Here is a 25,238-nt window from a genome sequence, read left to right as displayed (position 1 = left end):
GATCACCTTCCCGGATGGACCGCACCCGCAGCGGGTGTCGAACCACCGGAAGCTGACGGGCCGACCCCGCCACGACCCATGCTGATGCAACAGTTACGCTGTTGCAAGTAAGTCGCAATAACGCCGTAGGCTGTGCCTGGACGATCAACCCATGGAAGGAGACGTGCCAGATGGGCACCTACGCGCTTCCCGATCTGCCCTACGACTACTCAGCGCTCGCGCCGGCCATCACACCGGAGATCCTGGAGCTGCACCACGCCAAGCACCACGCCGCCTACGTCAAGGGAGCCAACGACACGCTGGAGCAGATCGCGGAGCTCCGCGACAAGGACCAGGTCACGCCCACCAGCCTCGTCGGCCTGGAGAAGACCTACGCCTTCAATCTCTCCGGGCACGTCCTGCACTCGATCTTCTGGCAGAACCTCTCCCCAGACGGCGGCGACCGCCCCGACGGAGCGCTGGCGACCGCCATCGACGAGCACCTGGGCGGCTTCGAGGCCTTCAAGAAGCAGCTCACCGTGGCCACCACGTCCGTGCAGGGCTCGGGCTGGGGCGTGCTCGCGTGGGAACCCCTGGGCAAGCGCCTGATCGTGGAGCAGGTCTACGACCACCACGGCAACGTCGGCCAGGGCAGCACCCCGCTGCTCGTCTTCGACGCCTGGGAGCACGCCTACTACCTGCAGTACAAGAACGTCCGACCGGACTACGTCACCAAGCTCTGGGACCTGGTCAACTGGGAAGACGTCGCGGCCCGCTACGCCGCGGTCGCCGGCGCCTGACGGGCGTCATCAGCCCTGATCAGGTCTGCGGGAGTCTGAGGCCGGGGTGGGGTGTTGAGGCATCACCGACACTCCACCCCGCCCTTGCCGCGAGCCTTACTGCTCATCCCGCCCGCCGCGACCCGCATGTTAGCCGTGGCCCACGAGGAGGATGCGACGAAGGGCCGGCCCGCAGCTCGGCTTCTGGCCCTACAGGCATCCCGGCTCGCCGTTGGCCACGAACCGATTCAGGGACCGCTCCAGCAGCTCGAGAAACTGCCGCAGATCATCAGCCACCCGGTCGAGCTCCGGTTCGTCCAGCGACGCCGTTCGCGTCCGGTGGATCACTCCGCCAGGGCCGGCGACATAGGACAGGCCGCCGCCGTTCGAGCCGATCACCAGGCCGCCGACCTTCCTGTCCGCGCCGAGATCGACAGTGCCGTACTGTTGAACCGTAGAAGGACATCACCCGCCGGGTCGACGAAGTAGCCGTTGCCGACGTCCGCCCACGTGACGTCGCCGATGGTGCCGTAGAAGGTGACCAGGTCGGCAGGGACGATGCCGACTTGGGCAAGCGTGCGAGCCGCGGCCTGGTCGTCGTGGTCGGCCGGCCGGACCTCATTGGCTCCTGGGGGGAAGCCGTGCCGGCGCTCGAACTCGTCTGTCATTGTCTTCAGAGTCTCCGAGACCCTGCTCGCCCACGAGGTCAGCCAAGCAGGCGAGAGCGAATGGTCACTCATGGGGCGGGTGTTCCTATCAGTCCGCAGTGGCGGTCGACAGCGTCGGACGGCCGGGCACTTCTCATGCCACCTTGATGACGACCTTGCCCGAGGCGTGACCGTTCTCGACGGTGGCGAGGGCGGCCGGGGCGTCGGAGAGCGGATGGGTCGCGGTGATGACGGGTGCGAGGAGTCCGTCGAGGGCCAGCCGGGCCGACCGCTCCAGGTTCTCGCGGTCGACGCGACGCTCGACGAAACGCCCGCCGAGATCGGTCACGGACATATCACCCACGGCGATGACGTTGCGGGGATCCTGGGCCAGCGGAGCGACCGTCCGCAGCGAGGCGCCTCCGGCCAGGTCGACGATCCCGTCGAAGCCGTCCGGAACCAGCTCGCGTGCCGCGGCGGCGACGTCCTCGGCGGTGTAGTCGATGAACCGCACCCCGATGGCCTCGGCGTGCTCGCGTTTGGCGGTACTGCCGGTGCCGATCACACGCAGCTCGCGCCCGACAGCCAGCCGGGCGACGGCGAGGCCGACCCCGCCCCCGACTCCGTTGACCAGGACCGTGGCACCTGCCGGGAGGCTGAGCTGGTCGAGCACGTCCACCGCGGTCGTCCCGGCCACTGGCAGCGTTGCCGCGACGGTGGCGGACAGACCCTCCGGGATGCGCGCGGTGTTCGGCGCGGACAGCACCGTCGTCTCGGCGTAGGTGCCGCCACCGGTGAGTGCGAAGCCGAAGACCGCGTCACCCACCTCCAGCCCGTTGACGTCCTCGCCTCGGGCGAGAACGGTTCCGGCTGCCTCCATGCCCAGCACGCGGGGAAACGGACGTCCGCCGTCGAGCCCGTCGACCAGACCCGAGCGCAGAAGGTGGTCGAGGGGATTCACCCCGGCGACGTCGACCCGGATCAGCACCTCACCGCGACCGGGGACAGGATCGGGACGATCGAAGAACTCCTGCACCTCGGGCCCGCCATACCTGCCGAAACCCCACGCCTGCCCCATCGTCCGCCGCCTCTCGTATGACCGACCCGGTGATTCCGGTCCTTGTCGCCATCCTCACCTCTGACATTGATGTGAGGGGCAACCGGCTGAGACGTAGATCACAGCATCAGGTCGACGGTGCCACCGGTTCCGGGGCCGTGGACAGCTCCGCCCGGTGGCGGCTGTTGGCCCTGATCAGCACGTCGAGCGCATCCCGGGCCTCGATCAGGTGCGCGATGTCGGCGTCGATCCGGTCGCGCTCGCGCATCATCGCCGTGAACGTCTCCTCGGCGACGCCCAGGTCACCCGGGACGTCCACACACGGCAGCACGGTCGCGATCACCCTGCTGGACATACCCGCGTCGAACAACTGTCGGATGAGGAACACGCGCTGGACCGCGGTATCGGGATAGTGACGCTGCCCCGCGTCGGAGCGTGAGCTGGTCAGCAGGCCCTGCTCTTCGTAGTACCGGAGTGAGCGCGGACTCACGCCCGTGCGCTTGGACAACTCGCCTATCCGCATCCTTGAGAGCCTACGCAACTGAGCACGTTCGTCTGCGTCGTCCTGCAAGACGCCCATCGGCCGCGAGGCCAGGAGCGGCTGCTCCGCCGACGTGCCCACAACCGCCCACGACAGAGCGATTAGCGGGCAGGATGGCCCCATGACAAAACCGTCCGTACGGTCAGTCCGACGCGCCTCCTCTGGTTCAGTGCTGTCCTTGTGGTCACAGGACTCCGTGTTGTCGATCGGTTCAGTGGGATCTGTGCTGTCCGTGGGGTCCGTCGGTTCGGCCTTGTCCGTGGGCTCGATCGGAAGCGCCCTGTCGGTCGGCTCGATCGGTTCCGCCCTGTCGCTGATCTCAACCGGGTCGTGGCTGAGTACAGGATCGTTGTTTTCCGCGCAGTCGCGGTGGTCGGTGCTGTCCTGGCGTTCCTCTCGCGGTTTCCTGGCGGCGGGAGCGGTAGGGGCAGCGACCGGAGGCGCCCTGCTGTTGGCCCAGATGCTCCACAAGGCTGATACCGGCACCGGACGACCCTGATCAGGGTGAGGGGTTATCTCGCCCCCCGGCGGCCGGACCGGCGGCAACTGCTACCTGGTGCTCGGCCTCGGCTCCGGGCAGGCCGTCGACCTCACCGTGCCGGCCGACCGGGACGAGCTGATCGCGTACGGGCCGCTTCCGTCTGAACCTCAGCCGACGACAGTCAGCTACGACCACGAGTCAGCTGACCGACCAGGCGCGCGTATACCTCGCTGCACCCCCACCGGCCTCAGCCACGCTGCCGTTGCCGTCGAACGGCCGGCCCGTGACCAAAGCCCGAGCCCTCAGCTTGGGAAGCTGCGTGCATCGAGGACCTGTTGTGGGCGCCGACCTGCTTGAACGTCCGGTTCGTGGTCCCGGGGGGGCTCAACTGCTTTCACCGTGATTCCCCGCTGTTCCCCGCTCGATCTGGTGCGCTTGTGGTGCGGTCACTGTCGGTGTGGGGATCAACGAACCGGCGCGAATGCAAGTACTTCACAGGTGCTGCCTGGCTACTCCGACGAGTCGGCTGATGTCGTCACGGGTCCGTACCCTGGCATCGTCAAGTTCCGTTCTGCTGTCTGTCTTGGACAACGCCGTAACGTCTGTGAGTACGTCCTCAGCGGCCCGGCTCAGCGTCTCGTCATCGGTGAGCATCTGCACTCGGAACAGCGCCTCTTGGGCGCTGGAGCGCAGGTCATAGGCGCGGATCCGCACTGTGTCGGGGTCCTCCGGTGGTGGCTGTTCGTGCTCGCAGAACCAGAGGTGAACGAGGCAGCGGCGGTAGTTGACCAGCGCGCCGGCGTAGGCAGAGTAGGCATCGAGTCGTTCCTGCCGGAGCTTCTCGCGGCGGGTGAACTGGTGGCTCCTGTCGGTGGTGCGCTGCTGGAACGCCAGGGTGATCCCCGAACCAAGCAGCGTCCCTAGGACTGCTATGCCGCTGGCAATGATGGTCTCCACGTCCCAAGCTGATCACGCATCGCCGTCCTCCGCAGGCCGTAACCCAACTCCGATGCCAACACGCTTTCCAACTGTGCTGATGGGGTGGTGGGCAGTGTGCAGGGGCTTTCATCTGCGTTCATCGAGGGCTCGTCACCAGGCTGGGATCGGCTGCCGGTCTCGGCTGAACGTCGGTGAACCGGGCTGAATGAGACGGAAACTGAGACGGGCCCGTCCGACGGCCGTTGTCAGTGGCCTCGCCTAGCGTCCGGCCATGAGCATGATCGGTGAGTACCTACGTGTCACGGCGGCTGAGCTTGAGCGAGCGATCCAAGACCCCGACTGGGCTTTGGGCTTCGTCGAAGAGGCTCAGGACGCCGAGGAGGAGGCGGAGCCGGCGCCGGCCGAGGCGCGTCACTTCAGCACGTACAAGACCTGGGACATGCTCCGCTTCCTTCTGTCGCGCGCCGAGTTTCCCGTGAACGTGATCCACGGTGAGGAGCCGTTCGCCGAGGACGAGGACTGGGGGTACGGACCTCCGAAGTACCTGCGGCCTGAGCGGGTCCGGCTTGCGGCGGAAACTCTGCGGGCTACGAGCTATGACCAGCTCGTCAGTGGCGTGGATCCTGCCGAACTGACCAGCGCCGAGGTCTATCCCCTTGGATGGAGTGAGCTCGGCTCACTGGAATGGGGGCGCCCTTGGTACGGCGGCCTCACACAGTTCTTCGAGGCTGCTGCCAGGGTGGACGACGCGATGCTTGTCTGGCTGGACTGACGGGCCACCGACGGCGATGAGACCTCAGCTTGGGAAGCTGAAGTCAGGCTCTCGTCGAAACGTTGCGTACGCCAAGCGTGCTGGAGTCGGCTGCCTGGGCTACGGGGAGCTGAGGAAAGCGCCCTGGGGGAGCGTCTTCAGGTCAAAGGGGTGGCCCAGGCTTCGGCACGCCAGGCCGGCAGTTCCTTGTCCAGCCATTCCTCGACTGTCCTCCGCCAGGGATCCGAGGGATCGCTTCCGGCGACGTCCGCCCAGGCATCCTCCGCCGTATCGGGATCGATGAACAGGCTGTCGAGGTAGGCGTCGAAGTCGTCCGCGACCTTCGTGAAGACGTGGTCGCCCAGATACCCCGGCCAGGCGATGGCGTGGACGAACGCATGAAGTTGGCCATGACTGGCCGGGTTCAGGTCCAGGAAGAGGACGTCGCTGCCGCCGTTGCGGGCAATGGGCAGCAGGCCGGTCAACGGCACGTTCTCGGCGAGCCACCCGTCGCGACTGCGCCGGTACTCGCCCAGAAGAGTGCCCCAGCCGTACTCACCGGCGTCGTCACGGCCCAACTGATGAAGGCTGTCGAAGCTCTGGATCGGTTCTGGTTCACAGGCCGGGAGGCGGACCGAGTAATCCAGTCTCTCCCCGCCGGCGGCTGCCAGGAAGGAGCGGTACGCGGGTGGCAGGGGCAGCCCGAGCTCCTGCTCAAGTGCGGTGCACTCGCCTGGGTCGAACGTTCTGAACGGTCCGCCTGCCAGACGACCTCTGTACCAACGCGAGAGCTCCTGCGACACGGGACGGATTGTCGCATGTGGCCGCGGTCTCGAGGGCTGCTCACCCTTCATCGATGCCCGTGCTCAGAGCTTGTGGCGCGATCGTGGCTGGTCTTCTTGAGGCGTCTCCAGCAGATGAGGCTGCAGGCGAGGGAGGCAAAGGCATTGTGGAGTTCGGTGCGGCGTTCCCAGCGGACGGCGAGGCGTTTGAACTGGTGGAGGAGGGCGAAGGTCTGCTCGACGACGTAGCGGAGCATCCGCACGTCGTGCAGGACACGCAGCGGGAGGCCATGAGCCACATGGACCGGCTGCTCAGGAAGCGGCGTCCCGGTCGTCAGTGACCGACGCCGTTGATGTCAGAAGTGGATGTCAAAAACCCCGGACCATGATCGGTCCGGGGCCTTCTCCCTGGTGCCCCCGGCAGGATTCGAACCTGCGACACCCGCTTTAGGAGAGAGGCTGGGTGATCTTCCGGTTGAGCTGCGGCTTCACCGGGCGAGGAAGCGAGCGGCTACTCGACCATGACACACCGGTGTTGCCCGTGGCTGACCCCTGCATTTGGCACGGTTGTGGCACGAACCTCAGCCGACGACAGCCCGCCACGATGGCGAGTGCGCCAACCGACCAGGCGCGCGTGTGCCTCGCTGCACCCCCACCGGCCTCCACCACGCTGCCAGTGTCGTCGACCAGAGCAAGCCATGACGGCCGGCACGTGCTGACGGTGCCTGAGCCCTCAGCTTGGGAAGCTGCGATCGTTCGCGGACGGTTCTAGGCGCGCGACGCGGCCGGGTCTGCTGCGGTCTGCCGGATCCGGTCCTGCCGACGGGATGGACGACCGCGTGAAGTGGTACCGACGGTTAGTCGAGCCTCCTGTCGCTCCTACCGCAGACCGCCAGACCGCACCTCCAAGGACCAACCAAGAGTGCACGTACTCGGATAACCTGATCGCTGGAGTGGGGGTGTGCTGTGTCGACGTTTCTTGCTGGCTTCGATGGACTTTGGGCTCGACCTGTGGAGGACTACAAGGAAGCCGTCAAAAGTTATCTTATCGTGCTAGATACGAACGTTTTGCTGGAATTGTATCGATTTACGCCTCAGGCGCGCAATGAACTACTAGACGTGCTGGAACAACTGGGTCAGCGTTTGTGGGTCCCTCATCAAGTGGTGAGTGAATATCACAAGCGCCGGTTCACTGCTGTGCGTGAACACCTCGATCTTTACAGTACAGTACCCGACACTCTATCGACGCTCCGCAATAAGGCCTTGCAGGAGGTGCGAACTTTAGCAAAAAGATGCTCCATGGGTGACGACGATAAAAGGCTGCTGACGGACCCTATTGAGGAAGCCTTCAATAGAGTTGAGGCGGAGGTGCGACGTCACTCCGACGCGTTTGACCTATCGCTGGCGAAGGTCGTTCGCAACGACCCAGTTCTTTCATCCCTCGCTCGGATTTTGGACGGTAAAACAGGCGACCCCTTCTCCGATGAAGATAGCAGTGCTCTGATTTCCTCTTTTCAGGAGCGGGTTGCTGAACAAGTTCCTCCTGGTTACCGGGATGCGGGTAAGACCGAGAACGCGCATGGAGACTACTTCGTTTGGGAGCAGCTACTGAGGGAAGCCGCGCTGCGGCAAACGCCTGTCTTGCTGGTCACGAATGACATCAAGGACGACTGGGTCAAAAAGGAGGCAGGCCTCGTAGTCGGGGCACGTCCTGAGCTCCTCGCGGAGTTCAGAGAACGTTGCGCTCAAGATCTTCTGATGACTCAACTCCCGCAATTCCTCGGCATGGCGAAGGAGGTACTGGGGGCGTCCGTAAGCCAGTCGACCATGCAACAGGCGAAGAACGTGCGTGATGCTCTTTCACAAAGCTCCGTTTCGGTCGTCCTCCCCATCGCACACTTCAGACGCCTCTACAATGCCATCGTCGCCCGCTATGACGACTTTGATACCCCTTCCGATGGCTCACTGAGCGCAGAAGACGAACTAGCGGCTGAAGAAACGCGCCGACTTCTCAAGGCCATGCGAACGCGTCGGCGCACCAGGGGCGGTGATGTCGCTATCGCGATTCCAGCAGCCTGCTTCGATCGCTTCCAACATTTCGTTAGCATGGTTCAAAATGCAGCAGAGGAATCGGAGGATTCGGCCCCTGAACGCGAGGGGGAACCCAACCAATATCGCGCTCTGGTAGATGAGTTGTTCGAACTCAAAGGGCTGCTTCAGGCTGCTCGCAGAGAGCGCGACATGGCGAAAGAAATGGTTGTTGTAAGCGAAAGAGCGGCGCGTGGCATAGATCCTAGCGCGTCAGACGAAGAGCGTGATCGTCTAGTCAAGGAAGCCCAGGAAGGGCGACAGCGGCTTGTCGCTACAGCAGCCTCGGTGCATGATCTGGAAATGCAGATCAGCGCACTACGGAAGGCGTTGGACATTCACTGAGAAAACCTCAGTGATCATGGCCCATTCCGCTAGCCCCCGGATCGGGCAGGTTTGTGAGCCTACCCGTTAGTGCCCGATTTTGGGCCATGATCTTCGAGGCTCGCGTCAAACTGGCTGCCTAAAGCCGTGGAGCCGACTGCCCCAGCTACAACGTATCCCTTCTCTGACATCAGGTGGCTGATTGCTATGCGCGCGGCACGGGCGCCGGCCGGGCTGGAGCGGGGCGGAGACAGGAGCGCAGGCCCGGCCGGGGGCCGGGCCGCGCGCGGTGAGCGGAGCGAGCCGCCTTGAACCAGTAGAGAGACTTTGAATCACACTCACACTGGCGGCTGTTGATGCTGCTCTTGCGCCAGGTCGCTGTCGGCTCGTGGTGTAGAACCCTGGGTATGGGGAGTGAACGGCGCGAGCGGATGCGGGTGCTTGGGGCACGTCTTCGGGCTCTGCGTGCGGAGGCTGGTCTGACGGGTGCTGCTCTGGCTCAGCGGGCTGGCGTTGGTCAGCCGACGGTCTCGAAGGTGGAGACAGGGCGCATGGTTCCCAGTGTCGATGTGTTGGACCGGCTGTGCCGAGCACTCAACCTCGATGAGTCGGCGGCCGGGGAAGTCCATGACCTGCTCGTCGCTGTTGAGTCTGTGATCGCCACCGATTCCGAACCTGCGGGGCTGCCCGTTGGGCTCGTCGTTGATGATGCGGTCCGCGGTGCTCGGTCGGTGCGGTCCTTCCAGTGCGTCGTTCTGCCTGCCCTGCTCCAGAGCGCGGAGTATGCCCGGCATGTTTTCGAGAGCGCGCCGGACTCGACCTCTGAGGTGGTCGGTCGGGCTGTCGCTGCCCGTGTGGAGCGGCAGAGCGTGTTGTACGAGCCGGGGCGCGAGTCGGTGTTCGTGCTGACGGAGGCCGTGCTGCGGACCTGGCCGGGCACGCCGGCGCTGATGCTGGCCCAGCTCGACCGGCTGCTCGCCGTCGAGAGCCTGAGCACCGTGCGGCTCGGCGTCATCCCGTGGCGTCGCTCGGTGCCGCTTCTGCCTCGTCACGGATTCACTCTGTGCGACGAGCAGGCTGTCGTGATTGAGGCGTTCACCGGTGAGCGGGTGTCGGTCGACTCCGCCGAGGTGGCTGCGTACGAGGAGACCTTCGACCGCTTCCATGGGGCAGCCGTCTTCGGGGACGAGGTACGTGAGCTGTTGTTGCGGGTGATGAAGGAGTTCCGCGAGCTGGGTGACACGGTCACCCCTTAGAGGAATAATTCCTCTACATGCCTAGCGTGCTGGCTTCCTGTGGGCATAGCCTGCCGTCGCACTGTCTAGTCCCCTAGACGCAGACAAGGAGCTTGCCATGCGTACTAAGTGGTGCCGCGCCTTCCCGGGTCTGGCCGAACAAGTGGCCCAGGCCCGTCACTTCGTCGCTGCCTTAGTCGCCGAGAAGGGGCCGGTGGATGACGCCACCCTGGTTGTCAGCGAACTGGCCACCAACGCCGTTCGTCACTCGCTGAGCGGGGCGGAAGGCGGTTGGTTCCTCGTGGTCGTCGGCTTCGGTGACGGCTTCGTCCGTATCGAGGTGGTCGACCAGGGCGGCGAACGGGTCCCGCACCTGTGCGATGTGACCAGCCAAGAAGAGGGCGGGCGCGGGCTGCGGCTGATCGCGGCCTGTGCGAAGGGCTGGGGTGTGAAGAACTGGCCCGACGGGCGTTCCGTGTGGGCGGAGCTGGCCTGGGAGGGCGCGTGATCGGGTGCCGGTCGCTGATGGGCGGCTGTTGCCGTGCCGGCGGTGACGGGTGACTCCTCGGGGTGTGCCTCGGCGGAGGTCGCGCTTCTTCGTCGTTGAAAGTCGTACGGGACGGCGCCTCCCACCCATTCCGTCTAGGGCCCTAGACTCCTGGGTACTTCTGGGAGGTGTGGTCATGTCGGACGAGTTGCAGCGGATCATGGCGATCGATGATCCGTACCTGCTCCTGCGTGAGGTCACCACGAGGCTGGCCGCTGCGCAGCAGGAGGTGACCGAACTCGCCCGGCTCCGCCGTCGCGTGGTTCAGGACCTCCACGCGCAAGGAATGTCCTACGCGCAGATCGCCGAGAAGGCCGGCCTGAGCCGCGGGCGTATCCATCAGATCCGGCACACCGGCCCGGCACCTGAGGGAGCCTTCCTCGGGACGGGCTCCGTCACGGTGGTGACACCGCTCCGGTGGGACGACACGAAGAAGCGCCCGGTCGTCGCCATGGCCGACATGAACTCCGGCAAGCGGCTGGAGGAGCTTGCGAAGTCGTACGGGCTCGACGTCAGCTCCGGCCACGTGCAGGTGAGCGGCGAGGTCGACCTCAACCGTGACGGCCTGGTCGTCGTCTGCGGGCCGGGCATGTCCCAGGCCATGCGCGACCTGTACGCCCAGGACCCGGTACTCGCCTGGGAACATCCGGAGGGCGAGCCCTGGGCGCTGGTGGACCGGCGCACCGGCACGGCGTACCACGCAGGCGCGGACCTCGAGCCGAGCCGTCCGCACGACGTCGGATACCTGGGCCGACTGCCTCGCCCGAACGGCAACGGCTCGGTGCTGGCCATCGCCGGCATCCACACGGCAGGCTCCCTCGGCGTCGTCCACCTGCTCACCTCCGACCTCAGCACGCTGTGGGGACAGGTGGGGGAGCGGCACTTCTCCACCCTGGTGAGTGTCGAATACGACCCCGAGACCGAAGAGCCGCAATCCGCCGAACTCCTCTGCCCCCTCTACCTGCACGACGAGGAGACGACTGCGTGAACGTCGCCCTCGGCACGCTGCCCGCCGAACTCAACCAGCAGAACGAGGACTTCGCGGCCGTCGCCCCCGGCGCGGCCGTCCTCCTCGACGGTGCCGGCGTCGCCGGGGCCGAGACCGGATGCGTGCACGGCATCGCGTGGTTCTCCTCGACGTTGGGCGGACTGCTGCTGGGCAACATCGCTGGAGATCCCGCCCGGCCGCTCGCCGACTGTCTCGCCGGCGCGATCCGCGGCGTTCGATCCCTGCACGAGGACACGTGCGATCTGGCCTACCGGGCCAGCCCGACCAGCACGGTCGTCGCGGTCCGAGTCGGCGGGGGAGCGCTGGAGTACCTCGTCCTCGGCGACTCGACCCTCCTCCTCGCCGGTCAGGACGGGAAGACGACCGCTGTCACCGACGACCGCCTGGACCAGGTCGGAAAGCAACTCCGTGCGTCGGTCGACCGACTGCCCACCGGCACGCCCGAGCACGCTGCCGCCCTGGCCCAGTACCGCGACGACCTGACGGGACTCCGTAACCGGCCGGGCGGCTTCTGGATCGCAGGCCCCGAACCGCGGGCAGCCGAGCACGCCCTCACCGGAACGGTGCCGCTGGAGTCGCTGGCGTCCGTGACCCTGCTGAGCGACGGCGCGACACGACTCGTCGACCGGTTCGGCCTCGCCGACTGGACGGACGTGCTGGACGTGCTCGCGTCTGCCGGCCCGGACGAACTCATCCGCCGTGTACGGGAAGCGGAGAACGGCGATCCCGACGGGCAGCGATGGCCTCGCGGAAAGGCGAGGGACGACGCCACGGTTCTCCACTGGGTGCCCTCGTCGTAGCCGCACACCCAACCATAGAATCGAACGTGTGAGCGACCAACCGTCCCGACTGGAGCTGCTGCGCTTCGCGCGCCGTGTGGTCGTGCAGCAGGCGACGGCCGCCGTGCGGCAACTCGACGGGTGGATCGCGGACGAGGAGCGGCGTGAGGCCGAGCGGCGCCGAGGTGAGGAGATGCGGCCGCCGCCTCCGGACTGGCTGCTCCAGTACGGGCTCAACCGGAGGAACGTGGACGCCGTCCATGCCGGGGACTGCTGGGCAGCGACGAAGTCGGGCCGGTGTCGTCCCGCGTCCCGCGAGCAGGTGGTTGAAGCTTTGCGGCATGGCGTGCCGGCGTGCGTGCACTGCCGCCCGGATACGGCGCTGGGCCTGCTCGACAACTCGTGACGGTGGTGGTCTGAAAGCGGGCGAGGGGCTCCCGAATGGTGTCACTGGCCGCTGCGAGATCGGGTGGTCCCATCGACGCTCGCGCGACACGCTCGTATACCCCCCTAGACAGTTGACGGGGCGTCGGTTTACGGTAGGCGTCAACCCCCCTAGACAGTTGGGGTGGTCGCCTCCCTGTGCTGTCTAGGGGGGTATTCAACGGCTCGGCGTCCACGAGGACGCCCGAATCAAGTGAGGTACAGAATGCGTGTCATCCCCGTGGACACCTCGTCCGCCACTCTCCTGGTCACCAAGCTCCCCGAGGTCAAGGTGAGGAACCGGCAGACCGGCGAGGTGGCCGTGGACCCGGTCACCAACGACCGGCTCATGGTCATGGAGCTGGTGTTCATCGCCCAGGGCGGCTCGGACATGATCAAGGTCACCGTGCCCGAGAAGGGCATCGGCGAAGGACTGGCCATGGGCGCACCGGTGTTCCTGTCCGGCCTTGTCGCCCGGCCCTGGGAAAGCGAGTTCGGCGGCCGTACTCGGCACGGCATCGCCTACCGGGCGGACGCAGTCATGGTCGACACCCCGGCCGCGGTGCAGGGCTGAGCGCCATGACCGACGCCCTGTGGATTCTGCTGTTAGCGCTGCTGGTGGCGGCTGCGCTGGCCGTTGTACGCCGTCGACTGCCGGTCCTGTTCTGGTGGCTGGTCGGGTATCCGGCCGTGACGCTGCGGGTGCTCGCCACGTACCGGGCCACCATGGACGCCTGCGGCCTGACGGTGCCCGCCTCTGCCATGCGCCGGGCCACCGCCCGGATGGTGGGACGACAGGCCGCTCCCGTACCGCCTCGTCGGTCGCTGCCACTGCCGACCGGGTCCGGACTCGTGATGCGGCTGCGCATGGCGGCCGGCCAGGCACCCGAAGATTTCAACGCTTCGGCTGACCGGCTACGGCACGCCTGGGGTGTGCACGCCGTGCACGTCCGGCCCACCAAGCCGGGAAGGCTGGAGCTGCGGTTGGTCGGCTGGGACGTCCTCGCCGACGTCCGGCCCCCTCGTCGGCGGCTGCGGACCGAATCGCTGACCCTGCCCCTGGCACTGCGTGAGGACGGACACTGGCACGTCCGGGACTTCCGCACCGTGCCGCACGAACTCATCCTCGGCGCAACGCAGTCGGGTAAGTCCGTGTACCTGCGGAACCTGCTCTGCGGGCTGGCCCGGCAACCCGTCGCACTCATCGGCATCGACTGCAAATGGGGCGTCGAACTGGCGCCGTTTGGACCCCGGTTGTCGGCGCTCGCCGATACGCCGGACCGTGCGAACGACCTCCTTGACGTTCTGGTGGACGAGATGGAGGCACGCTTCCGCCTCATCGGCATGAGGGGCGGGGCCGGTCCGGATGCCGTGCTCACCTCGGACGTCTGGGGCCTGCCGGAGAAGGCGCGGCCGGTGCCGGTCGTGGTCGTCGTCGACGAGGTCGCCGAACTCTTCCTCGCCGCGAGCAAGGACGACGAGAAGCGGCGAGACGCCATGGTCACCAAGCTCATCCGCCTCGCCCAGCTCGGACGCGCGGCCGGTATCTATCTGGAGGTGTGCGGGCAGCGCTTCGGCGCTGAACTCGGCAAGGGCGCCACCATGCTCCGCGCCCAGCTCACCGGTCGGGTCTGCCACCGCGTCAACGACGAGACATCCGCCAACATGGCCCTCGGCGACATCGCACCGGAAGCAGCGCTGGCGGCCACCCGAATCCCGGCCGAACGACCCGGCGTCGCGGTCGTCGGTGACTCCTCCGGCGGCTGGTCCCGCGTCCGCTCCCCGCACCTCACCCTCGACAATGCGGCGGCCGTCTGCCGCGACACTTCGGGCCTGATTCCGGAACTGCCCCGCCTGGACACCTTCCGCCCCGTGGTGCCGCAGCCTTCCACTGCTCCCGTCGCACAGCCCGCCACGCGCCCGGTGACCGGGTAGCCGCACTTCCCTCCAACGGCCGGCGTGACCGCCTCACGCCAAGTCCCTACCCCTGCCATGCCCAAACCGAAGGAGCCCGAGCCGATGCGTGCCCACTTGGCCCGCGTGGACGCCGTGATCGTGCAGGCCGTCATCGCCGGTGCCCTGTCCTTCTCCCACCTACACGACGTCGCCGCGGCGGCCGGACAGGACGGCTGGAAGGCGTGGGCCTATCCCGTGAGTGTCGACCTGCTCCTGGTCGCCGCCTGGCGTCGGATGCGCCAGTCACAGCGAGCGGGCCGGGCGGCCGGCGGTCCGCGCCTGTGGTTCCTCGTAGCCCTGGCCGCGTCCCTCGGCGCCAACGTCGCCACGGCCGGCCTCCTCGACCTGGACGACGTACCCGCCTGGCTCCGCGTGACGGTCGCGGGCTGGCCCGCTGTCGCCTTCTTCGGCGGCACGCTGCTGGCCCACGCTCCGCACACCGAGGAAGAGCCCGCCGCCTCTCCCGCGACGGACGCCGCTACGGCTCCTGACGGCGGTTCGTCCGACATGGAGGGGCCCGATCACAAGGTTCCGTACAGCGCCGATCCCGAACCGGCTCCCGAGCCTGCTGCTGCACCGGCCACCGCTCCCGCCCCGGCGCCTGCTCCAGCCGTCGCCCTGCCGCCCGCCCTCGTCGACCGCGCCCGGGCCTTGGCCGAGGAACACCGTTCGGCCACCGGCCGCCCCGCCGACCCCGACGCCGTCCGCACTCGGCTCGGCCTGCCCCCGTCCATGACCGCATCCGTCGCCGCACACCTCTGAGAGGAGCCCACCGTGAACCGCCGTTTCCGCAACCTCCGACGCATCGGCCCCGTCAACGTCGCCTCCTACGTCGAACGCGGCCGGAACCGCCACCTGGCCGCCTGCACCGCTCCCCGCTGCGACTTCTCCGCCGAGTACGACAGCCGTGCCGCCGCCGACCTCGCCGCCCGTACCCACCGCTGCCCGGCCTGACAGGAGACCACCGACATGGACGTTCCGCTCTGGCTCGCCCTGCTCGTCGTCGGCGTCCTCGGCGTCAAGCTCATCCGCCCGCCCTGGTGGCTCATCGCCGTACTGCTCCTCGGCGGCTACCTCCTCGCCGACAGCCTGCTCGCCCCTGTCATCGACCCCGCCCTCAAGTGACCCGCGAATGGAGACCGCTCATGTTCCGACCGAAGGTCCCGACCATGCCGCAGCCCACCGCCCTGACCACCACGCCCGCAGTCGCCGAACCGACCACCATCACGCCGCACGCCCCGGCCCGGGCGTCGACAGCCGCCACCCCGGCCCCGAACCGTTCGGTCGTCCAGCTCACGCCGGGCACCGTGCTCGCCCTGGTCGGCGGTGGCACCGCCGTTGTCCTGGTCGTCGGCACCGTCCTGGTTTCCATGCTTCTCGCCGTCGCCCTCACCGCCACGTCTCTGGCCGTGTGCGCCGTCGCCATCCGCTCCGTCGTCGCCCGACGCTGACACCACCGCCCCGGCCTCTCGGTCTTCTCACGCTGTCTAGTCCCCTCGACAAAACCAACCGCAAGCCCATGCAAGGAGGACCCCGCCCATGACTCCTGCGGCTCCGACCACAGCTATCCGCCAGCTGGCAGCACTCGCCCGGCACGGCGACCTCAGCGCCTACGCCCACCAGATCCAGTGCCTCGGCGGCTGCGAGCGGCCCATCCGAATGGAGGGCCACCGGCTCGACGTCCACGCCGCCACCGGGGAGATCGTCCGGGAAGTCGCCGACCGCGACCTCCCGGTCAGACAGCTCCTCATCCGCTGCAACAACCGCCGCGCCACCCGGTGCGCATCCTGCGCCGAGGTGTACCGCAAAGACACCTTCCACCTCGTCACGGCCGGTCTGAGCGGCGGCAAAGGCATCGGCCCGGCCGTGGCCCAACACCCGCGTGTCTTCGCCACCTTCACCGCACCGTCCTTCGGCCCCGTGCACAACCGCCCCGGCGGTGGCCGGTGCCGCTGCGGACGCCTTCACCCGGACGACGACCCCGCCCTCGGCACGCCCCTGGACCCGGACCGATACGACTACCGCGCGGCCGTCCTGTGGAACGCCCACGCGGGGAAGCTCTGGGGCCGCTTCACCACCTACCTGCGCCAGCACCTCGCCTCCCGCGCGGGCCTGAGCCGTTCGGCGCTACGGCACTGCCTCAAGGTCTCCTACGCCAAGGTCGCCGAGTACCAGCGGCGCGGTGCCGTCCACTTCCACGCCGTCATCCGCCTCGACGGCCCGGACGGCGCCGAGGACGCCCCGCCGGCCTGGGCCACGACCGAACTCCTCACCGATGCGATCCGCTGGGCGGCCAGGGAAGCCGAGGCACCCGGTCCGGTCCTCGACAGCCGCGCGTACACCTTCCGCTTCGGCGACCAGCTCGACATCCGCCCCATCCGCTCGGCCGACTTCGCAGGCAGCTCGGAACTGTCCAGCCGCGCCGTGGCCGCCTACATCGCCAAGTACGCCACCAAGGGAGCCGAGACGGCGGGCACCCTCGACCGGCCTATCCGCAATCCGATCACGGACCTGATCGGCTCCGGCGTCAGCGACCACGCCCGGCGCATGATCCTCACCTGCTGGCACCTCGGGGCGCTCCCCGAGCTGGAAGACCTGCGCCTGCGCAAGTGGGCCCACATGCTCGGCTTCCGCGGCCACTTCTCCACCAAATCCCGCGCCTACTCCGTCACCCTCGGCGCCCTCCGCCAGGAACGCGCCGACCACAACGAAGCCCTCACCCGCGAACGCGCGGCCGAGGCCGGCCATCCGCTGCCCGACCCGGACACCGTGCTCGTTCTCTCCCACTGGCGCTTCGCCGGCACCGGACTCACCGCCGCAGAGACCTGGCTCGCCACCTCTCGCAACTCCGCTACTTCACCGGAAGGAGAACCGACTCATGGCTGACCGTTACCTGACCGTGGCACAGGTGGCCGAACTCCTCGGCACCACGGAACGTTTTCCGCGCCGCCTGATTGCCGAGCGGCGCATCGCGTTCGTCAAGGTCGGTCGGCACGTCCGGATCCCGGAGAGCGCACTGAACGCCTTCATCGACGCCAACACGGTGCATCCGATCGGTGACCGCCGCAGCTCCTTGGGGAGGGCCGCCTGATGGCCAACAAAAGAGGGAAGCGACGGAACTTCGGCTCGGTCCGGCAGCTTCCGTCCGGCCGTTGGCAGGTCCGCTACCGGGACCCGGAGACGGGGCAGCTGCGCCCGGCGGAGAAGACATACGCGACCAAGACCGATGCCCAAGTCGCCCTGACGCACATCGAATCGGACATCGCGCGCGGGCAGTGGTCAGACCCGGACGCCGGGGCGGTGAACTTCGAGGAGTACGCCACCGCGTGGCTGCGGGACCGGAAGCTCGCCGACCGCACCCGTGAGCGGAGCGAGTCGGTGATGCGGCTGCACATCCTGCCCACCTTCGGGGCCGGGAGCGTGGCGGACGTGACGACGGCCCGAGTGCGAAGCTGGCGCGGAAAGCTCCTGGCGGCCGGCGTCGGTGAGCCGTCGGTCGTTAAGGCGTACCAGCTGCTGCGCGCCCTGATGAACACGGCCGTGGACGACGAGCTGATCCGGCGCAACCCGTGCCGCATCAAGGGCGCGGACCGCTACGACGTGCCCGAGCGGCCGGTCCTCACGGTGGCGGAGGTCTTCGCCGTTGCCGACTCCATCGCGCCGCGCTACCGGCTGCTCGTGTTCCTGGCGGCCTTCACCACCCTGCGGTTCGGGGAGCTGGCGGCTCTGCGGCGCCGGGATATCGACCTGGAGGGGCTGACCGTCATCGTGCGCCGTGCTCAGGCCGAGTTGCAGGACGGCCGGCTCTTCGACAAGGCGCCGAAGTCTGCGGCCGGGGTGCGCTCCGTCTCCTTCCCGGCCGAACTGCTCGACGCGGTCACGCACCACCTGGAGCACTTCGCCGCTCCTGGCCGCGACGGGCACGTATTCGTCGGGCCGCAGGGCGGGCAGCTGCGGCGCAGCAACTTCCGCGACGACTGGGTCAAGGCCCGGAAAGCCGCGGGCGTCACGGACGAGCTGCACTTCCACGATCTGCGGCACACGGGCAACACGCTGGCCTCGACGGCCGGGGCCAGCACGCGAGAGCTGATGACGCGCATGGGGCACAGCAGCTCCCGGGCCGCGTTGATCTATCAGCACATGACCAGCGACCGTGACCGGGCCATCGCCGACCGACTCGGGGCCATGATCCGGGACGGCGGGGGAGGGGCCTCCGGCTAGGGGATGTGGACTCCGCGTGAACTCTAGTGGCACGCGTGTGGCACGGCCGCGAACACGACGAAGGGCCAACCTAGGAGGAAACCCCTCCTGAGCTGGCCCTTTGCTCTGTGCCCCCGGCAGGATTCGAACCTGCGACACCCGCTTTAGGAGTTGCTCCGGGGTGCTCAGGGATCAGCTTCTCGTTCCTCGCATTCGGACGAGCGGTCTTTGGATGGGCTTCTGAGTACGGCAGTGTGCACACACGTTGCCGTCAACAACTGCCGTCAGGTGCTGTTGCGGGTACTGGGGTGCGCGGTGGCTACCCTCAACCACCGCCTCGGAGCGGTACTTCTCCCACTCCTGGAGCTTGTTGCGCAGAAAGTGACGCCGCGTGGGAGCGACCTCGACTGACAGACGTCCATGCAGCAACAGCCAGGGGCCAAGCAGTCGTTGCCGGTCGTCGTTGGCCGCTGCGGGCCCCCCTTTGACGGCCCACAGACGGCCCGGTGACCTCTTTCGTCCCGAACTCTCGGCTGGGAGGTCGTCGGGGGTTGTTGAGCTGGTCAGCGGGCCATTTAGGAAGCTGCGATCATTTTAGGCCGGTTCGGGAGCTGGCCTAGGTGAATCGAAGCCCTACGTCCAGGCCAGTGAGCACAACTGGTACAAACTTGCCAGTAGCGAAGCGGGTGACTTTGTAGTCGCCGTACGGCACGATGGCCTTCGGGGGTGAGCGAGTGGACGAAACGCCAGATGTTGTGCAGCGAGCTAAGCAAGGGTTAGCCGAGGCGGAAGGCATGTTCGGCTCTGAGAGCCCTCAAGCAGTCACTGCTCTTAAGCACCTTGCGGGTTCTCTGAGCAGCGCCGGCCGCCACGAGGATGCTCTGGGGGTCTGGCAGCGGGCGCTCGACCTGTCCGAAACCACCTTCGGTCCCATCCACCCCGACACGGTTCGCACCCTGGTTGGGCTTGCGGGTTCTCTGAGCAGCGCCGGCCGCCACGAGGATGCTCTGGGGGTCTGGCAGCGGGCGCTCGACCTGTCCGAAACCACCTTCGGTCCCATCCACCCCGACACGGTTCGCACCCTGGTTGGGCTTGCGGGTTCTCTGAGCAGCGCCGGCCGCCACGAGGATGCTCTGGGGGTCTGGCAGCGGGCGCTCGACCTGTCCGAAACCACCTTCGGTCCCATCCACCCCGACACGGTTCGCACCCTGGTTGGGCTTGCGGGTTCTCTGAGCAGCGCCGGCCGCCACGAGGATGCTCTGGGGGTCTGGCAGCGGGCGCTCGACACGGTTCAGGAAGTGGAAGTTGGGAAGCGGGGAAGATTCTTCACACCGCGACAACTAACACAAATCATGGCCGATCTGAAAAACATCGAACTCGCCAGCGAAAACATTGAGGGCTTGCTGGACGCTTCCGCTGGCCATGGTTCCTTTTTGCACTCCATTCCCCTGAGGGAACTCCTGAATCAGGAAAACCGGGAAGCTTACAGCCCCCTTTCCTTCTCCGCGCATGATCTTAAACGCGTGGACCGTCTAATCAAAGAATCTCACGTCAATTTTTCCGCTACGGAAATTGCCTATATCTTCAAAAAGGCAAACCTCCTTACTGAAGGGCAAGGTGAATCATCAGAAATCCCTCTCGATGAGGGTTGCATAAAGGCCACATATTCTACTGCTGTGGCTCGCGAGGAACTTGCACACGGCGACCTTGTTGGCGATGGCTCTCCAGAGGCCCAAGGCGCCTGCGGTTCACGCGATACGCTCCCCTCTGATGATGTTTTGTCATCGTCCGAGGTTAATCTTGACGTTCCTTCGCTCGATGAACTATTCGCTTCCCATGCGGCTCGCGTAACAGAAGTTCTTGAAGATGCTGCGCACGACCTTCATGAGGCGAGAGGGGCTCGTCGGGGCGTAGATGCTGTAAAGCAAAGAGGCCCTCGAAGCTTGATTGAAGCGCAACGTCTAGCCCGGGAAGCGCGGGAGGCTGTGAATTCGGACCTTATTGCGTTGTTTCTGAAACTTGGCCCACCTCCGGAAGTGGCCGGTAAAGGCAACTACGAACCCGTTAATAGTGGCGGTGGGGGAACCCGAGAGTGAATACGGACGACGCGGGATCTCTTCCGGTTCCGCAGCAGCAGCAAGAGCCTGAGCCGATTGAAAACCTTTTGGCAGTTGAGGCGCACAGGCTCGTTGCGCAGTGGGCTGACGCCCCTCCGGAGATTTTTCGCGCGGCTCTTGCCGCAGCTAAAGCCGAACGGGCTCTACGGTCAGAAGAGACCGCTCTCCGCCTTCGCTTGAATTATGAACTCGAAAAGGATCGAATTCAGGCACAGAAGGAAGAGAGTGAATGGAGGGCACAGGCTGAACGCGAGGTAGCTGAGCGAGAGGCCGTCGCACAGGTCGAGCAACTGCGCCATCGCCGGCATGTTGTGAATGTAAGTGTCGGCGCAGTAATCTCTATCGCACTTCTGGTGGCGAGTATTACGGTCGTCGGCTCGGCGCCCTGGCTATCTATTATTCTGTGCGGTCCAAGTTTGCTCGCATTGGCGAAGATTTTCGTGCTGCATCGAAGCGACCCAGACGACATGAAGATTCTGTCGCGCGCTTCAAATACAGCAACGAACGCCGCTAGCCAAGCACAGCAGCCGCAGCCACCTCCTGCCATGTAGCAGTTTGACGTATTGCAAATTTATCCACTACTAACCCCGGCTCCCATCCCGTCCGTCGCCACCCAGGCAGAGCCGAGCAGGCGCGGCCCCTGTCCGTCCAGGTCGTTCGTTCAATAGCGCGCTCCACCTGGACGCCAGGGGCCCCGTCTGTTTCACGGTGCCTGGGGTGGCGGCGACGTACCCGAGCGGCAGGTCCTCACGGTGGCGGAGGTCTTCGCCGGCGCCGACTCCATCGCACCGCGCTACCGACTGCTCAGCGACCGAGACCGGGCCATCGCCGACCGGCTCGGGGCCATGATCCGCGACGACGGGGGAGGGGTCTCCGGCTAGAGGACGTGGACTCCGCGTGGACTCTAGTGGCACGCGTGTGGCACGACCTTGAACACGACGAAGGGCCAGCCTGGGAGGGAACCCCTCCTGAGCTGGCCCTTCTGCCTGTGCCCCCGGCAGGATTCGAACCTGCGACACCCGCTTTAGGAGAGCGGTGCTCTATCCCCTGAGCTACGAAGGCGTGGTCGGCGGTCAAGCCGTGAGCGTCCTGGGTGGTGGCCGCGGGCCCGGTTACGGGGACAGCGGTGACCGCCGGGGCGCTCGATCCACAGGGTACCGGATCGGAGTCCGGGCGGGTGGGGGACGGGGAGGGGAGAGCCGCCTCGGGCCGCCGCCTCGGGCCGCCGACGGCCCCCCACCCCTCGACCTCCCGGCCTCCCGCCCTCCCCAGCAGCCTCAGGCCTTCCGCCCCACCCCTCCGAACATCGCCACCTCCGCCGGAACCTCACTGGAGTCCGGGCGCCACCGGTTGCAGGAGACCACGCCCGGCTCCAGCAGTTCGAGCCCCTCGAAGAAGCGGGACACCGCCCCCGGTGTCCGCTGCGTCAGCTTCGGGGTGCCGTTCTCGTTCCAGAAGGCGACCGCCGCGTCCACGTCCGGCATGTCAGGGCGGGTGATCGTGTGGGAGAGGACCAGGTGGCTGCCGGACGGGAGCCGGTCCATCAGGCTGCGCACCACCCCGTACGCCTCCTCGTCGTCCTCGATGAAGATGACCACGCCCAGCAGGACCAGGGCGACCGGCTTGCCGAAGTCCAGTGTCTTCGCGGCCTGTTCGAGGATGGCGTCGATGTTGCGCAGGTCCTCGTCGAGGTACGCCGTGCTGCCCTCCGGCGTGCTGGTGAGCAGGGCCTCGGCGTGGGCCAGCACGATGGGGTCGTTGTCGACGTAGACGACGCGGGAGTCGGGGGCGACGCGCTGGGCGACCTCGTGGGTGTTGTCGGCGGTGGGCAGACCCGTGCCGATGTCGAGGAACTGCCGGATCCCGCACTGTCCGGCCAGGTGCCGCACCGCGCGGCCGAGGAACTGCCGGTCGGCGAGGGCGTAGTCGCCGATGCCGGGGTGCAGTGCGCGGATCTGGTCGCCGGCGGCCTGGTCGACCGGGTAGTTGTCCTTGCCGCCCAGCCAGTAGTTCCAGATGCGGGCGGTGTGCGGCTGGTCGGTCCTGATGCGCTTGCGCGCCTCGAGCGATGCCGCGGATATCTCCGTCACTAGGTCCTCCCAGAGCTGGCCGGCAGCTGTCAAGGAGCAACCTAGCGGGGTGAGTTGGGTGAGGGGGCCGCACCCCGGCGAGCGTTCACCGCGCCGACGTGCGTGTGACCCTCACCCGGTACTCGTCCTCGTCCTCCGCCAGCACCGCCACCCGTACCCCCTCCGCACGGTCCACGAAGCTCTGCCCCGGCCTGAACGTCGCGTCCGACAGTTCCGCGTGCACATTGGGGGCCCGGGTGCAGCCGCCGCTGTCCCGGGTCGCGTCGTGCACGGTGATCGGACCCATGCCCGTGTCCACGTCCGCGTCGACCCGGTAGACCAGGACGCCCGGCCGGCACACCGCCTCGTCGTTCCCGTCGCGCGTGCGCAGCTCGACCGCGTACCCGGAGTGCGCGTCGAGCGGGACGAAGAGCAGCTTGGGGCCGCCCGCGCGGGCCAGCGGCGTCAGGACGTACTCCCGTGAGCCGCGCTGGGCCACGCAGCTCACCTGGGACGTGTCCAGCCAGCCCAGCTTCCACTTGTGCCAGGCGAGGAAGTCGTTGTTGGCGCCCCAGTCCTCGCTCATGATGTCCCAGTGGCCGACGGCGCCGCCGCCGTCGGCGGTGTAGAGGTCGGGCAGGCCGAAGACGTGGCCGTTCTCGTGGGGCAGGACGCGGTAGCCGGTGCGGTCGTAGGAGCCGGAGCCGTCGTCCTGGCGGGAGTAGACGAAGGACGCGTTGGAGAGGGGAGCGCCGTCCGCGGTGGGGGCCTCCTCGTTGCCGGCGAAGGTGACGGACAGGACGGTGTCCAGGGCGGCGGGGCCCGCGTTGGGGGTGACGAGGACGTTGACCAGGTCGTACGCCTGGAAGTCCACCTCCGTGTCGGCCTCGGAGACGATGTCGCGGATCAGCTCCCGGTAGCCGGGGTCGAAGGGGGCGCCGCGCTCTATGCCGTACTGGCGGAAGGACTTGGGCATGCGCAGCCACTCGGGGACGGGCAGTTCGGGGCGGTAGTCGAGGCGGCCGTAGGAGCTGGTGGTGAACCACTCGCGGGTCTGCGGGAAGAACTCGCGGTAGCGGTCCAGGGCGTCGCCCTCGCCGGGTGCGTCCGAGAAGTCGATCATCAGGGTGAGGGCGCGGACCGTGCCGGTGGAGCGGGTGTAGCCGGGGTCCGTGGGGATGCCCTCGGACATCTGGACGTCGCGGTCGCTGCCGATCATGCAGGGTCCGTGGGCGGAGCTGCGGGAGAGGGCGCTCGGGCCGGCGCCGGGGGCGGTGGTCGTCGGGGAGAGGTGGCCGTTGCCTGCCGAGCTGCAGACCGCGAGGGTGAGGGCGGCGACGGAGCCCAGGGCGGCCAGGCGGCGCGGGGATATCCGGCCTCGGCTCGGCTGCGGCTGCATGGGGGGACCTCCGCTCCGCACGGCAGCCGCCGTCTCCGACTGCACCCTCGTGATCACCCTGCGTCACGGGTCGGGGGTGCGCTCGCCGGGTGGTCCGATCGAGTCCGGTGCCGCCCGGCGGCGGGGGCGCTGTCGTCGGGGCCGTCGACCTTGGCGATCGTCCGCCGGGCCGGCGCGTTGACCGGCCTTCCATTTAGATGTGACCTGGGTCACATGGAAAACTTCCCGTCCGGGAAATAACCGGGGATCGTTTCCCCGTTTACGCCTGTGTCCGCACGATCCGGGGACGGAATCCCCGGATCGCCGCAGACGCAGCACAGACGTCAGAGCAACACCCGGAGGAGTGCACCGTGACCGCGACGACCGAGACCCCCGTGACGCGCAAGGCGCCCCGGCCCCGCGCCGACGCCCTGCGCAACCGGGAGCGGATCGTCGCCGCCGCCCGCGAGATGTTCGTCGAGTTCGGGTGCGAGGTGCCCCTCGACGAGGTCGCCCGCCGGGCCGGCGTCGGCAATGCCACGGTGTACCGCAACTTCCCCGACCGCGACGCGCTCGTGCGCGAGGTCGTCTGCTCCGTCATGGACCGTACGGTGCGGGCGGCCGAGCAGGCGCTGAACGAGACCGGGGACGCCTTCGAGGCGCTGGAGCGCTTCGCGCACGCGGCCGCCGACGAGCGGATCAGCGCGCTCTGCCCGATGATCTCCAGCACCTTCGACCAGAGCCATCCCGACCTGGAGGATGCGCGGCGGCGCGTCGAGAGCCTCGTCGTCCAGCTGATGGACCGTGCCCGGGCGGCCGGCCAGCTGCGGGACGACGTGGAGTACGGCGACCTGCTGGTGGGCGTCGCGCAGCTGAGCCGGCCCCCGGCCGGCACCGGCTGCATGAGCGCCGACCGCTTCGTCCACCGCCATCTCCAGCTGTTCCTGGACGGGATGCGGGCGCCTGCCCGGTCCGTTCTGCCGGGTTCGGCCGTGACCGTGGAGGATCTGCGCCGCTGAGCCACTCCTGACTCCCTCAGGCCGCCCGTCCTGATCACGGGCAACGGTGTGGACGGCCGTCGACGGGGACGCGCCGTTACCCGAACACGCCCGATTTTTCGTTACTCACACGTTCATTCCCTTACAAGTCCCGAAGTG

At 67.4% G+C, this 25,238-nt stretch carries 30 protein-coding genes, 2 tRNA genes and 2 pseudogenes; 24 read left to right on the top strand and 10 right to left on the bottom strand.

All coding sequences use genetic code 11. The features are described 5' to 3' along the window. Positions 1–170: 170 nt before the first annotated feature. The gene (locus tag ACP7TJ_RS13650; RefSeq protein WP_093768908.1) at positions 171–779 is read left to right on the top strand and encodes a superoxide dismutase; all 609 of its coding nucleotides are present in this window, start codon (positions 171–173) and stop codon (positions 777–779) included. Between the two features lie 189 nt (positions 780–968). Here ACP7TJ_RS13650 and ACP7TJ_RS13645 read toward each other — a convergent pair whose 3' ends face one another. The 4 genes from ACP7TJ_RS13645 to ACP7TJ_RS13630 all read right to left on the bottom strand — a co-directional run bounded on the left by ACP7TJ_RS13645 (position 969) and on the right by ACP7TJ_RS13630 (position 2,985). Next, a complete protein-coding gene (locus ACP7TJ_RS13645; protein ID WP_427763308.1) occupies positions 969–1,157 on the bottom strand; it encodes a hypothetical protein in 189 nt (62 codons plus the stop codon). Further along, the gene (locus ACP7TJ_RS13640) at positions 1,154–1,426 is read right to left on the bottom strand and encodes a hypothetical protein (RefSeq protein WP_427763306.1); all 273 of its coding nucleotides are present in this window, start codon (positions 1,424–1,426) and stop codon (positions 1,154–1,156) included. The genes ACP7TJ_RS13645 and ACP7TJ_RS13640 overlap by 4 nt, the downstream gene beginning before the upstream one ends. Before the next feature lie 133 nt (positions 1,427–1,559). Further along, positions 1,560–2,483: an NADP-dependent oxidoreductase gene (locus tag ACP7TJ_RS13635; protein ID WP_425949478.1), complete on the bottom strand. Its 924-nt coding sequence runs from the start codon at positions 2,481–2,483 to the stop codon at positions 1,560–1,562. Between the two features lie 106 nt (positions 2,484–2,589). Further along, positions 2,590–2,985, bottom strand: a complete 396-nt coding sequence (locus ACP7TJ_RS13630; RefSeq protein ID WP_387791574.1) for a MerR family transcriptional regulator — start codon at positions 2,983–2,985, stop codon at positions 2,590–2,592. A 139-nt stretch (positions 2,986–3,124) separates the two neighbouring features. Here ACP7TJ_RS13630 and ACP7TJ_RS13625 point away from each other — a divergent pair, with 139 nt between their 5' ends. Beyond that, positions 3,125–3,502, top strand: a complete 378-nt coding sequence (locus ACP7TJ_RS13625) for a hypothetical protein (RefSeq protein WP_228920706.1) — start codon at positions 3,125–3,127, stop codon at positions 3,500–3,502. Between the two features lie 24 nt (positions 3,503–3,526). Beyond that, positions 3,527–3,661 (top strand): annotated as a pseudogene (locus ACP7TJ_RS13620) (YciI family protein); the annotation flags it as partial. Positions 3,662–3,976: 315 nt separating this feature from the next. Here the strand turns inward: ACP7TJ_RS13620 and ACP7TJ_RS13615 are convergent. Beyond that, positions 3,977–4,441: a hypothetical protein gene (locus ACP7TJ_RS13615; RefSeq protein ID WP_093769268.1), complete on the bottom strand. Its 465-nt coding sequence runs from the start codon at positions 4,439–4,441 to the stop codon at positions 3,977–3,979. Positions 4,442–4,694: 253 nt separating this feature from the next. Between ACP7TJ_RS13615 and ACP7TJ_RS13610 the strand changes: the two genes are divergently transcribed. Further along, a complete protein-coding gene (locus ACP7TJ_RS13610; protein WP_176710940.1) occupies positions 4,695–5,195 on the top strand; it encodes a YfbM family protein in 501 nt (166 codons plus the stop codon). A 137-nt stretch (positions 5,196–5,332) separates the two neighbouring features. On the opposite strand, the gene ACP7TJ_RS13605 is transcribed toward ACP7TJ_RS13610, so the two are convergent. Further along, positions 5,333–5,977 carry an SMI1/KNR4 family protein gene (locus tag ACP7TJ_RS13605; RefSeq protein WP_313896707.1) on the bottom strand — a complete coding sequence of 215 codons (645 nt, stop codon included), beginning with the start codon at positions 5,975–5,977 and terminating at the stop codon, positions 5,333–5,335. A gap of 233 nt (positions 5,978–6,210) precedes the next feature. Here ACP7TJ_RS13605 and ACP7TJ_RS13600 point away from each other — a divergent pair. After that, positions 6,211–6,297: pseudogene (locus ACP7TJ_RS13600) on the top strand (tyrosine-type recombinase/integrase); the annotation flags it as partial. Between the two features lie 68 nt (positions 6,298–6,365). On the opposite strand, the gene ACP7TJ_RS13595 reads toward ACP7TJ_RS13600, so the two are convergent. Beyond that, positions 6,366–6,443 (bottom strand) — tRNA-Arg (locus tag ACP7TJ_RS13595). A gap of 524 nt (positions 6,444–6,967) precedes the next feature. Here ACP7TJ_RS13595 and ACP7TJ_RS13590 point away from each other — a divergent pair. The 18 genes from ACP7TJ_RS13590 to ACP7TJ_RS13505 all read left to right on the top strand — a co-directional run bounded on the left by ACP7TJ_RS13590 (position 6,968) and on the right by ACP7TJ_RS13505 (position 21,515). After that, on the top strand, positions 6,968–8,389 hold the full coding sequence (locus ACP7TJ_RS13590; protein ID WP_427763302.1) for a PIN domain-containing protein: 1,422 nt from the start codon (positions 6,968–6,970) through the stop codon (positions 8,387–8,389). Positions 8,390–8,775: 386 nt separating this feature from the next. Continuing rightward, complete coding sequence (locus ACP7TJ_RS13585) at positions 8,776–9,624, top strand: helix-turn-helix domain-containing protein (RefSeq protein WP_427767355.1); 849 nt, start codon at positions 8,776–8,778, stop codon at positions 9,622–9,624. A gap of 97 nt (positions 9,625–9,721) precedes the next feature. Next, positions 9,722–10,111, top strand: coding sequence for an ATP-binding protein (locus ACP7TJ_RS13580; RefSeq protein ID WP_427763301.1), 390 nt, complete (start codon positions 9,722–9,724; stop codon positions 10,109–10,111). A gap of 175 nt (positions 10,112–10,286) precedes the next feature. Then, entirely contained in the window at positions 10,287–11,138 is an 852-nt protein-coding gene (locus ACP7TJ_RS13575; RefSeq protein WP_427763299.1) for a sigma factor-like helix-turn-helix DNA-binding protein, read from the top strand. After that, positions 11,135–11,959 (top strand): integrase, encoded by an 825-nt coding sequence (locus ACP7TJ_RS13570; RefSeq protein WP_427763297.1) that lies wholly within the window; start codon positions 11,135–11,137, stop codon positions 11,957–11,959. The genes ACP7TJ_RS13575 and ACP7TJ_RS13570 overlap by 4 nt, the downstream gene beginning before the upstream one ends. 28 nt (positions 11,960–11,987) lie before the next feature. Beyond that, on the top strand, positions 11,988–12,344 hold the full coding sequence (locus ACP7TJ_RS13565; RefSeq protein WP_427763295.1) for a DUF6233 domain-containing protein: 357 nt from the start codon (positions 11,988–11,990) through the stop codon (positions 12,342–12,344). A gap of 243 nt (positions 12,345–12,587) precedes the next feature. Next, complete coding sequence (locus ACP7TJ_RS13560; RefSeq protein WP_427763293.1) at positions 12,588–12,935, top strand: hypothetical protein; 348 nt, start codon at positions 12,588–12,590, stop codon at positions 12,933–12,935. A gap of 5 nt (positions 12,936–12,940) precedes the next feature. After that, on the top strand, positions 12,941–14,296 hold the full coding sequence (locus tag ACP7TJ_RS13555) for an FtsK/SpoIIIE domain-containing protein (RefSeq protein WP_427763291.1): 1,356 nt from the start codon (positions 12,941–12,943) through the stop codon (positions 14,294–14,296). Positions 14,297–14,380: 84 nt separating this feature from the next. Beyond that, the gene (locus tag ACP7TJ_RS13550) at positions 14,381–15,079 is read left to right on the top strand and encodes a DUF2637 domain-containing protein (protein ID WP_427763289.1); all 699 of its coding nucleotides are present in this window, start codon (positions 14,381–14,383) and stop codon (positions 15,077–15,079) included. Positions 15,080–15,091: 12 nt separating this feature from the next. After that, on the top strand, positions 15,092–15,271 hold the full coding sequence (locus ACP7TJ_RS13545; protein WP_048456998.1) for a mobile element transfer protein: 180 nt from the start codon (positions 15,092–15,094) through the stop codon (positions 15,269–15,271). Positions 15,272–15,286: 15 nt separating this feature from the next. After that, on the top strand, positions 15,287–15,442 hold the full coding sequence (locus ACP7TJ_RS13540; protein ID WP_006134826.1) for a hypothetical protein: 156 nt from the start codon (positions 15,287–15,289) through the stop codon (positions 15,440–15,442). A gap of 20 nt (positions 15,443–15,462) precedes the next feature. Then, positions 15,463–15,768 carry a SpdD-like protein gene (locus tag ACP7TJ_RS13535; RefSeq protein ID WP_427763287.1) on the top strand — a complete coding sequence of 102 codons (306 nt, stop codon included), beginning with the start codon at positions 15,463–15,465 and terminating at the stop codon, positions 15,766–15,768. An 88-nt stretch (positions 15,769–15,856) separates the two neighbouring features. Beyond that, positions 15,857–17,203: a replication initiator gene (locus ACP7TJ_RS13530; protein WP_427763285.1), complete on the top strand. Its 1,347-nt coding sequence runs from the start codon at positions 15,857–15,859 to the stop codon at positions 17,201–17,203. Then, positions 17,196–17,408 (top strand): helix-turn-helix domain-containing protein, encoded by a 213-nt coding sequence (locus tag ACP7TJ_RS13525; RefSeq protein WP_427763283.1) that lies wholly within the window; start codon positions 17,196–17,198, stop codon positions 17,406–17,408. Before ACP7TJ_RS13530 ends, ACP7TJ_RS13525 begins: the two co-directional genes overlap by 8 nt. Further along, on the top strand, positions 17,408–18,538 hold the full coding sequence (locus ACP7TJ_RS13520) for a tyrosine-type recombinase/integrase (RefSeq protein WP_427763281.1): 1,131 nt from the start codon (positions 17,408–17,410) through the stop codon (positions 18,536–18,538). The genes ACP7TJ_RS13525 and ACP7TJ_RS13520 overlap by 1 nt, the downstream gene beginning before the upstream one ends. Positions 18,539–19,251: 713 nt before the next feature. Beyond that, entirely contained in the window at positions 19,252–20,613 is a 1,362-nt protein-coding gene (locus ACP7TJ_RS13515; protein WP_427763280.1) for a tetratricopeptide repeat protein, read from the top strand. Further along, positions 20,610–21,185 (top strand): hypothetical protein, encoded by a 576-nt coding sequence (locus tag ACP7TJ_RS13510; RefSeq protein WP_427763278.1) that lies wholly within the window; start codon positions 20,610–20,612, stop codon positions 21,183–21,185. The genes ACP7TJ_RS13515 and ACP7TJ_RS13510 overlap by 4 nt, the downstream gene beginning before the upstream one ends. Before the next feature lie 201 nt (positions 21,186–21,386). Beyond that, positions 21,387–21,515, top strand: a complete 129-nt coding sequence (locus ACP7TJ_RS13505; protein WP_427763276.1) for a hypothetical protein — start codon at positions 21,387–21,389, stop codon at positions 21,513–21,515. Positions 21,516–21,623: 108 nt separating this feature from the next. On the opposite strand, the gene ACP7TJ_RS13500 is transcribed toward ACP7TJ_RS13505, so the two are convergent. The 3 genes from ACP7TJ_RS13500 to ACP7TJ_RS13490 form a co-directional block, all read right to left on the bottom strand. After that, positions 21,624–21,696: transfer RNA gene (locus ACP7TJ_RS13500), tRNA-Arg, on the bottom strand. A gap of 215 nt (positions 21,697–21,911) precedes the next feature. After that, on the bottom strand, positions 21,912–22,724 hold the full coding sequence (locus ACP7TJ_RS13495) for an SAM-dependent methyltransferase (protein WP_167743382.1): 813 nt from the start codon (positions 22,722–22,724) through the stop codon (positions 21,912–21,914). A gap of 85 nt (positions 22,725–22,809) precedes the next feature. Continuing rightward, positions 22,810–24,102 (bottom strand): M6 family metalloprotease domain-containing protein, encoded by a 1,293-nt coding sequence (locus ACP7TJ_RS13490; RefSeq protein ID WP_367496146.1) that lies wholly within the window; start codon positions 24,100–24,102, stop codon positions 22,810–22,812. A gap of 350 nt (positions 24,103–24,452) precedes the next feature. On the opposite strand from ACP7TJ_RS13490, the gene ACP7TJ_RS13485 reads away from it, so the two are divergent. Next, complete coding sequence (locus ACP7TJ_RS13485; RefSeq protein ID WP_167743380.1) at positions 24,453–25,100, top strand: TetR/AcrR family transcriptional regulator; 648 nt, start codon at positions 24,453–24,455, stop codon at positions 25,098–25,100. Positions 25,101–25,238: the final 138 nt, after the last annotated feature.

The organism is Streptomyces sp. DSM 41931 (assembly GCF_050271085.1).
GTDB lineage: Bacteria > Actinomycetota > Actinomycetes > Streptomycetales > Streptomycetaceae > Streptomyces > Streptomyces albogriseolus.
Note: the sequence above shows the minus strand (reverse complement) of the source record. Positions and strands in the feature narration are given on the sequence as shown.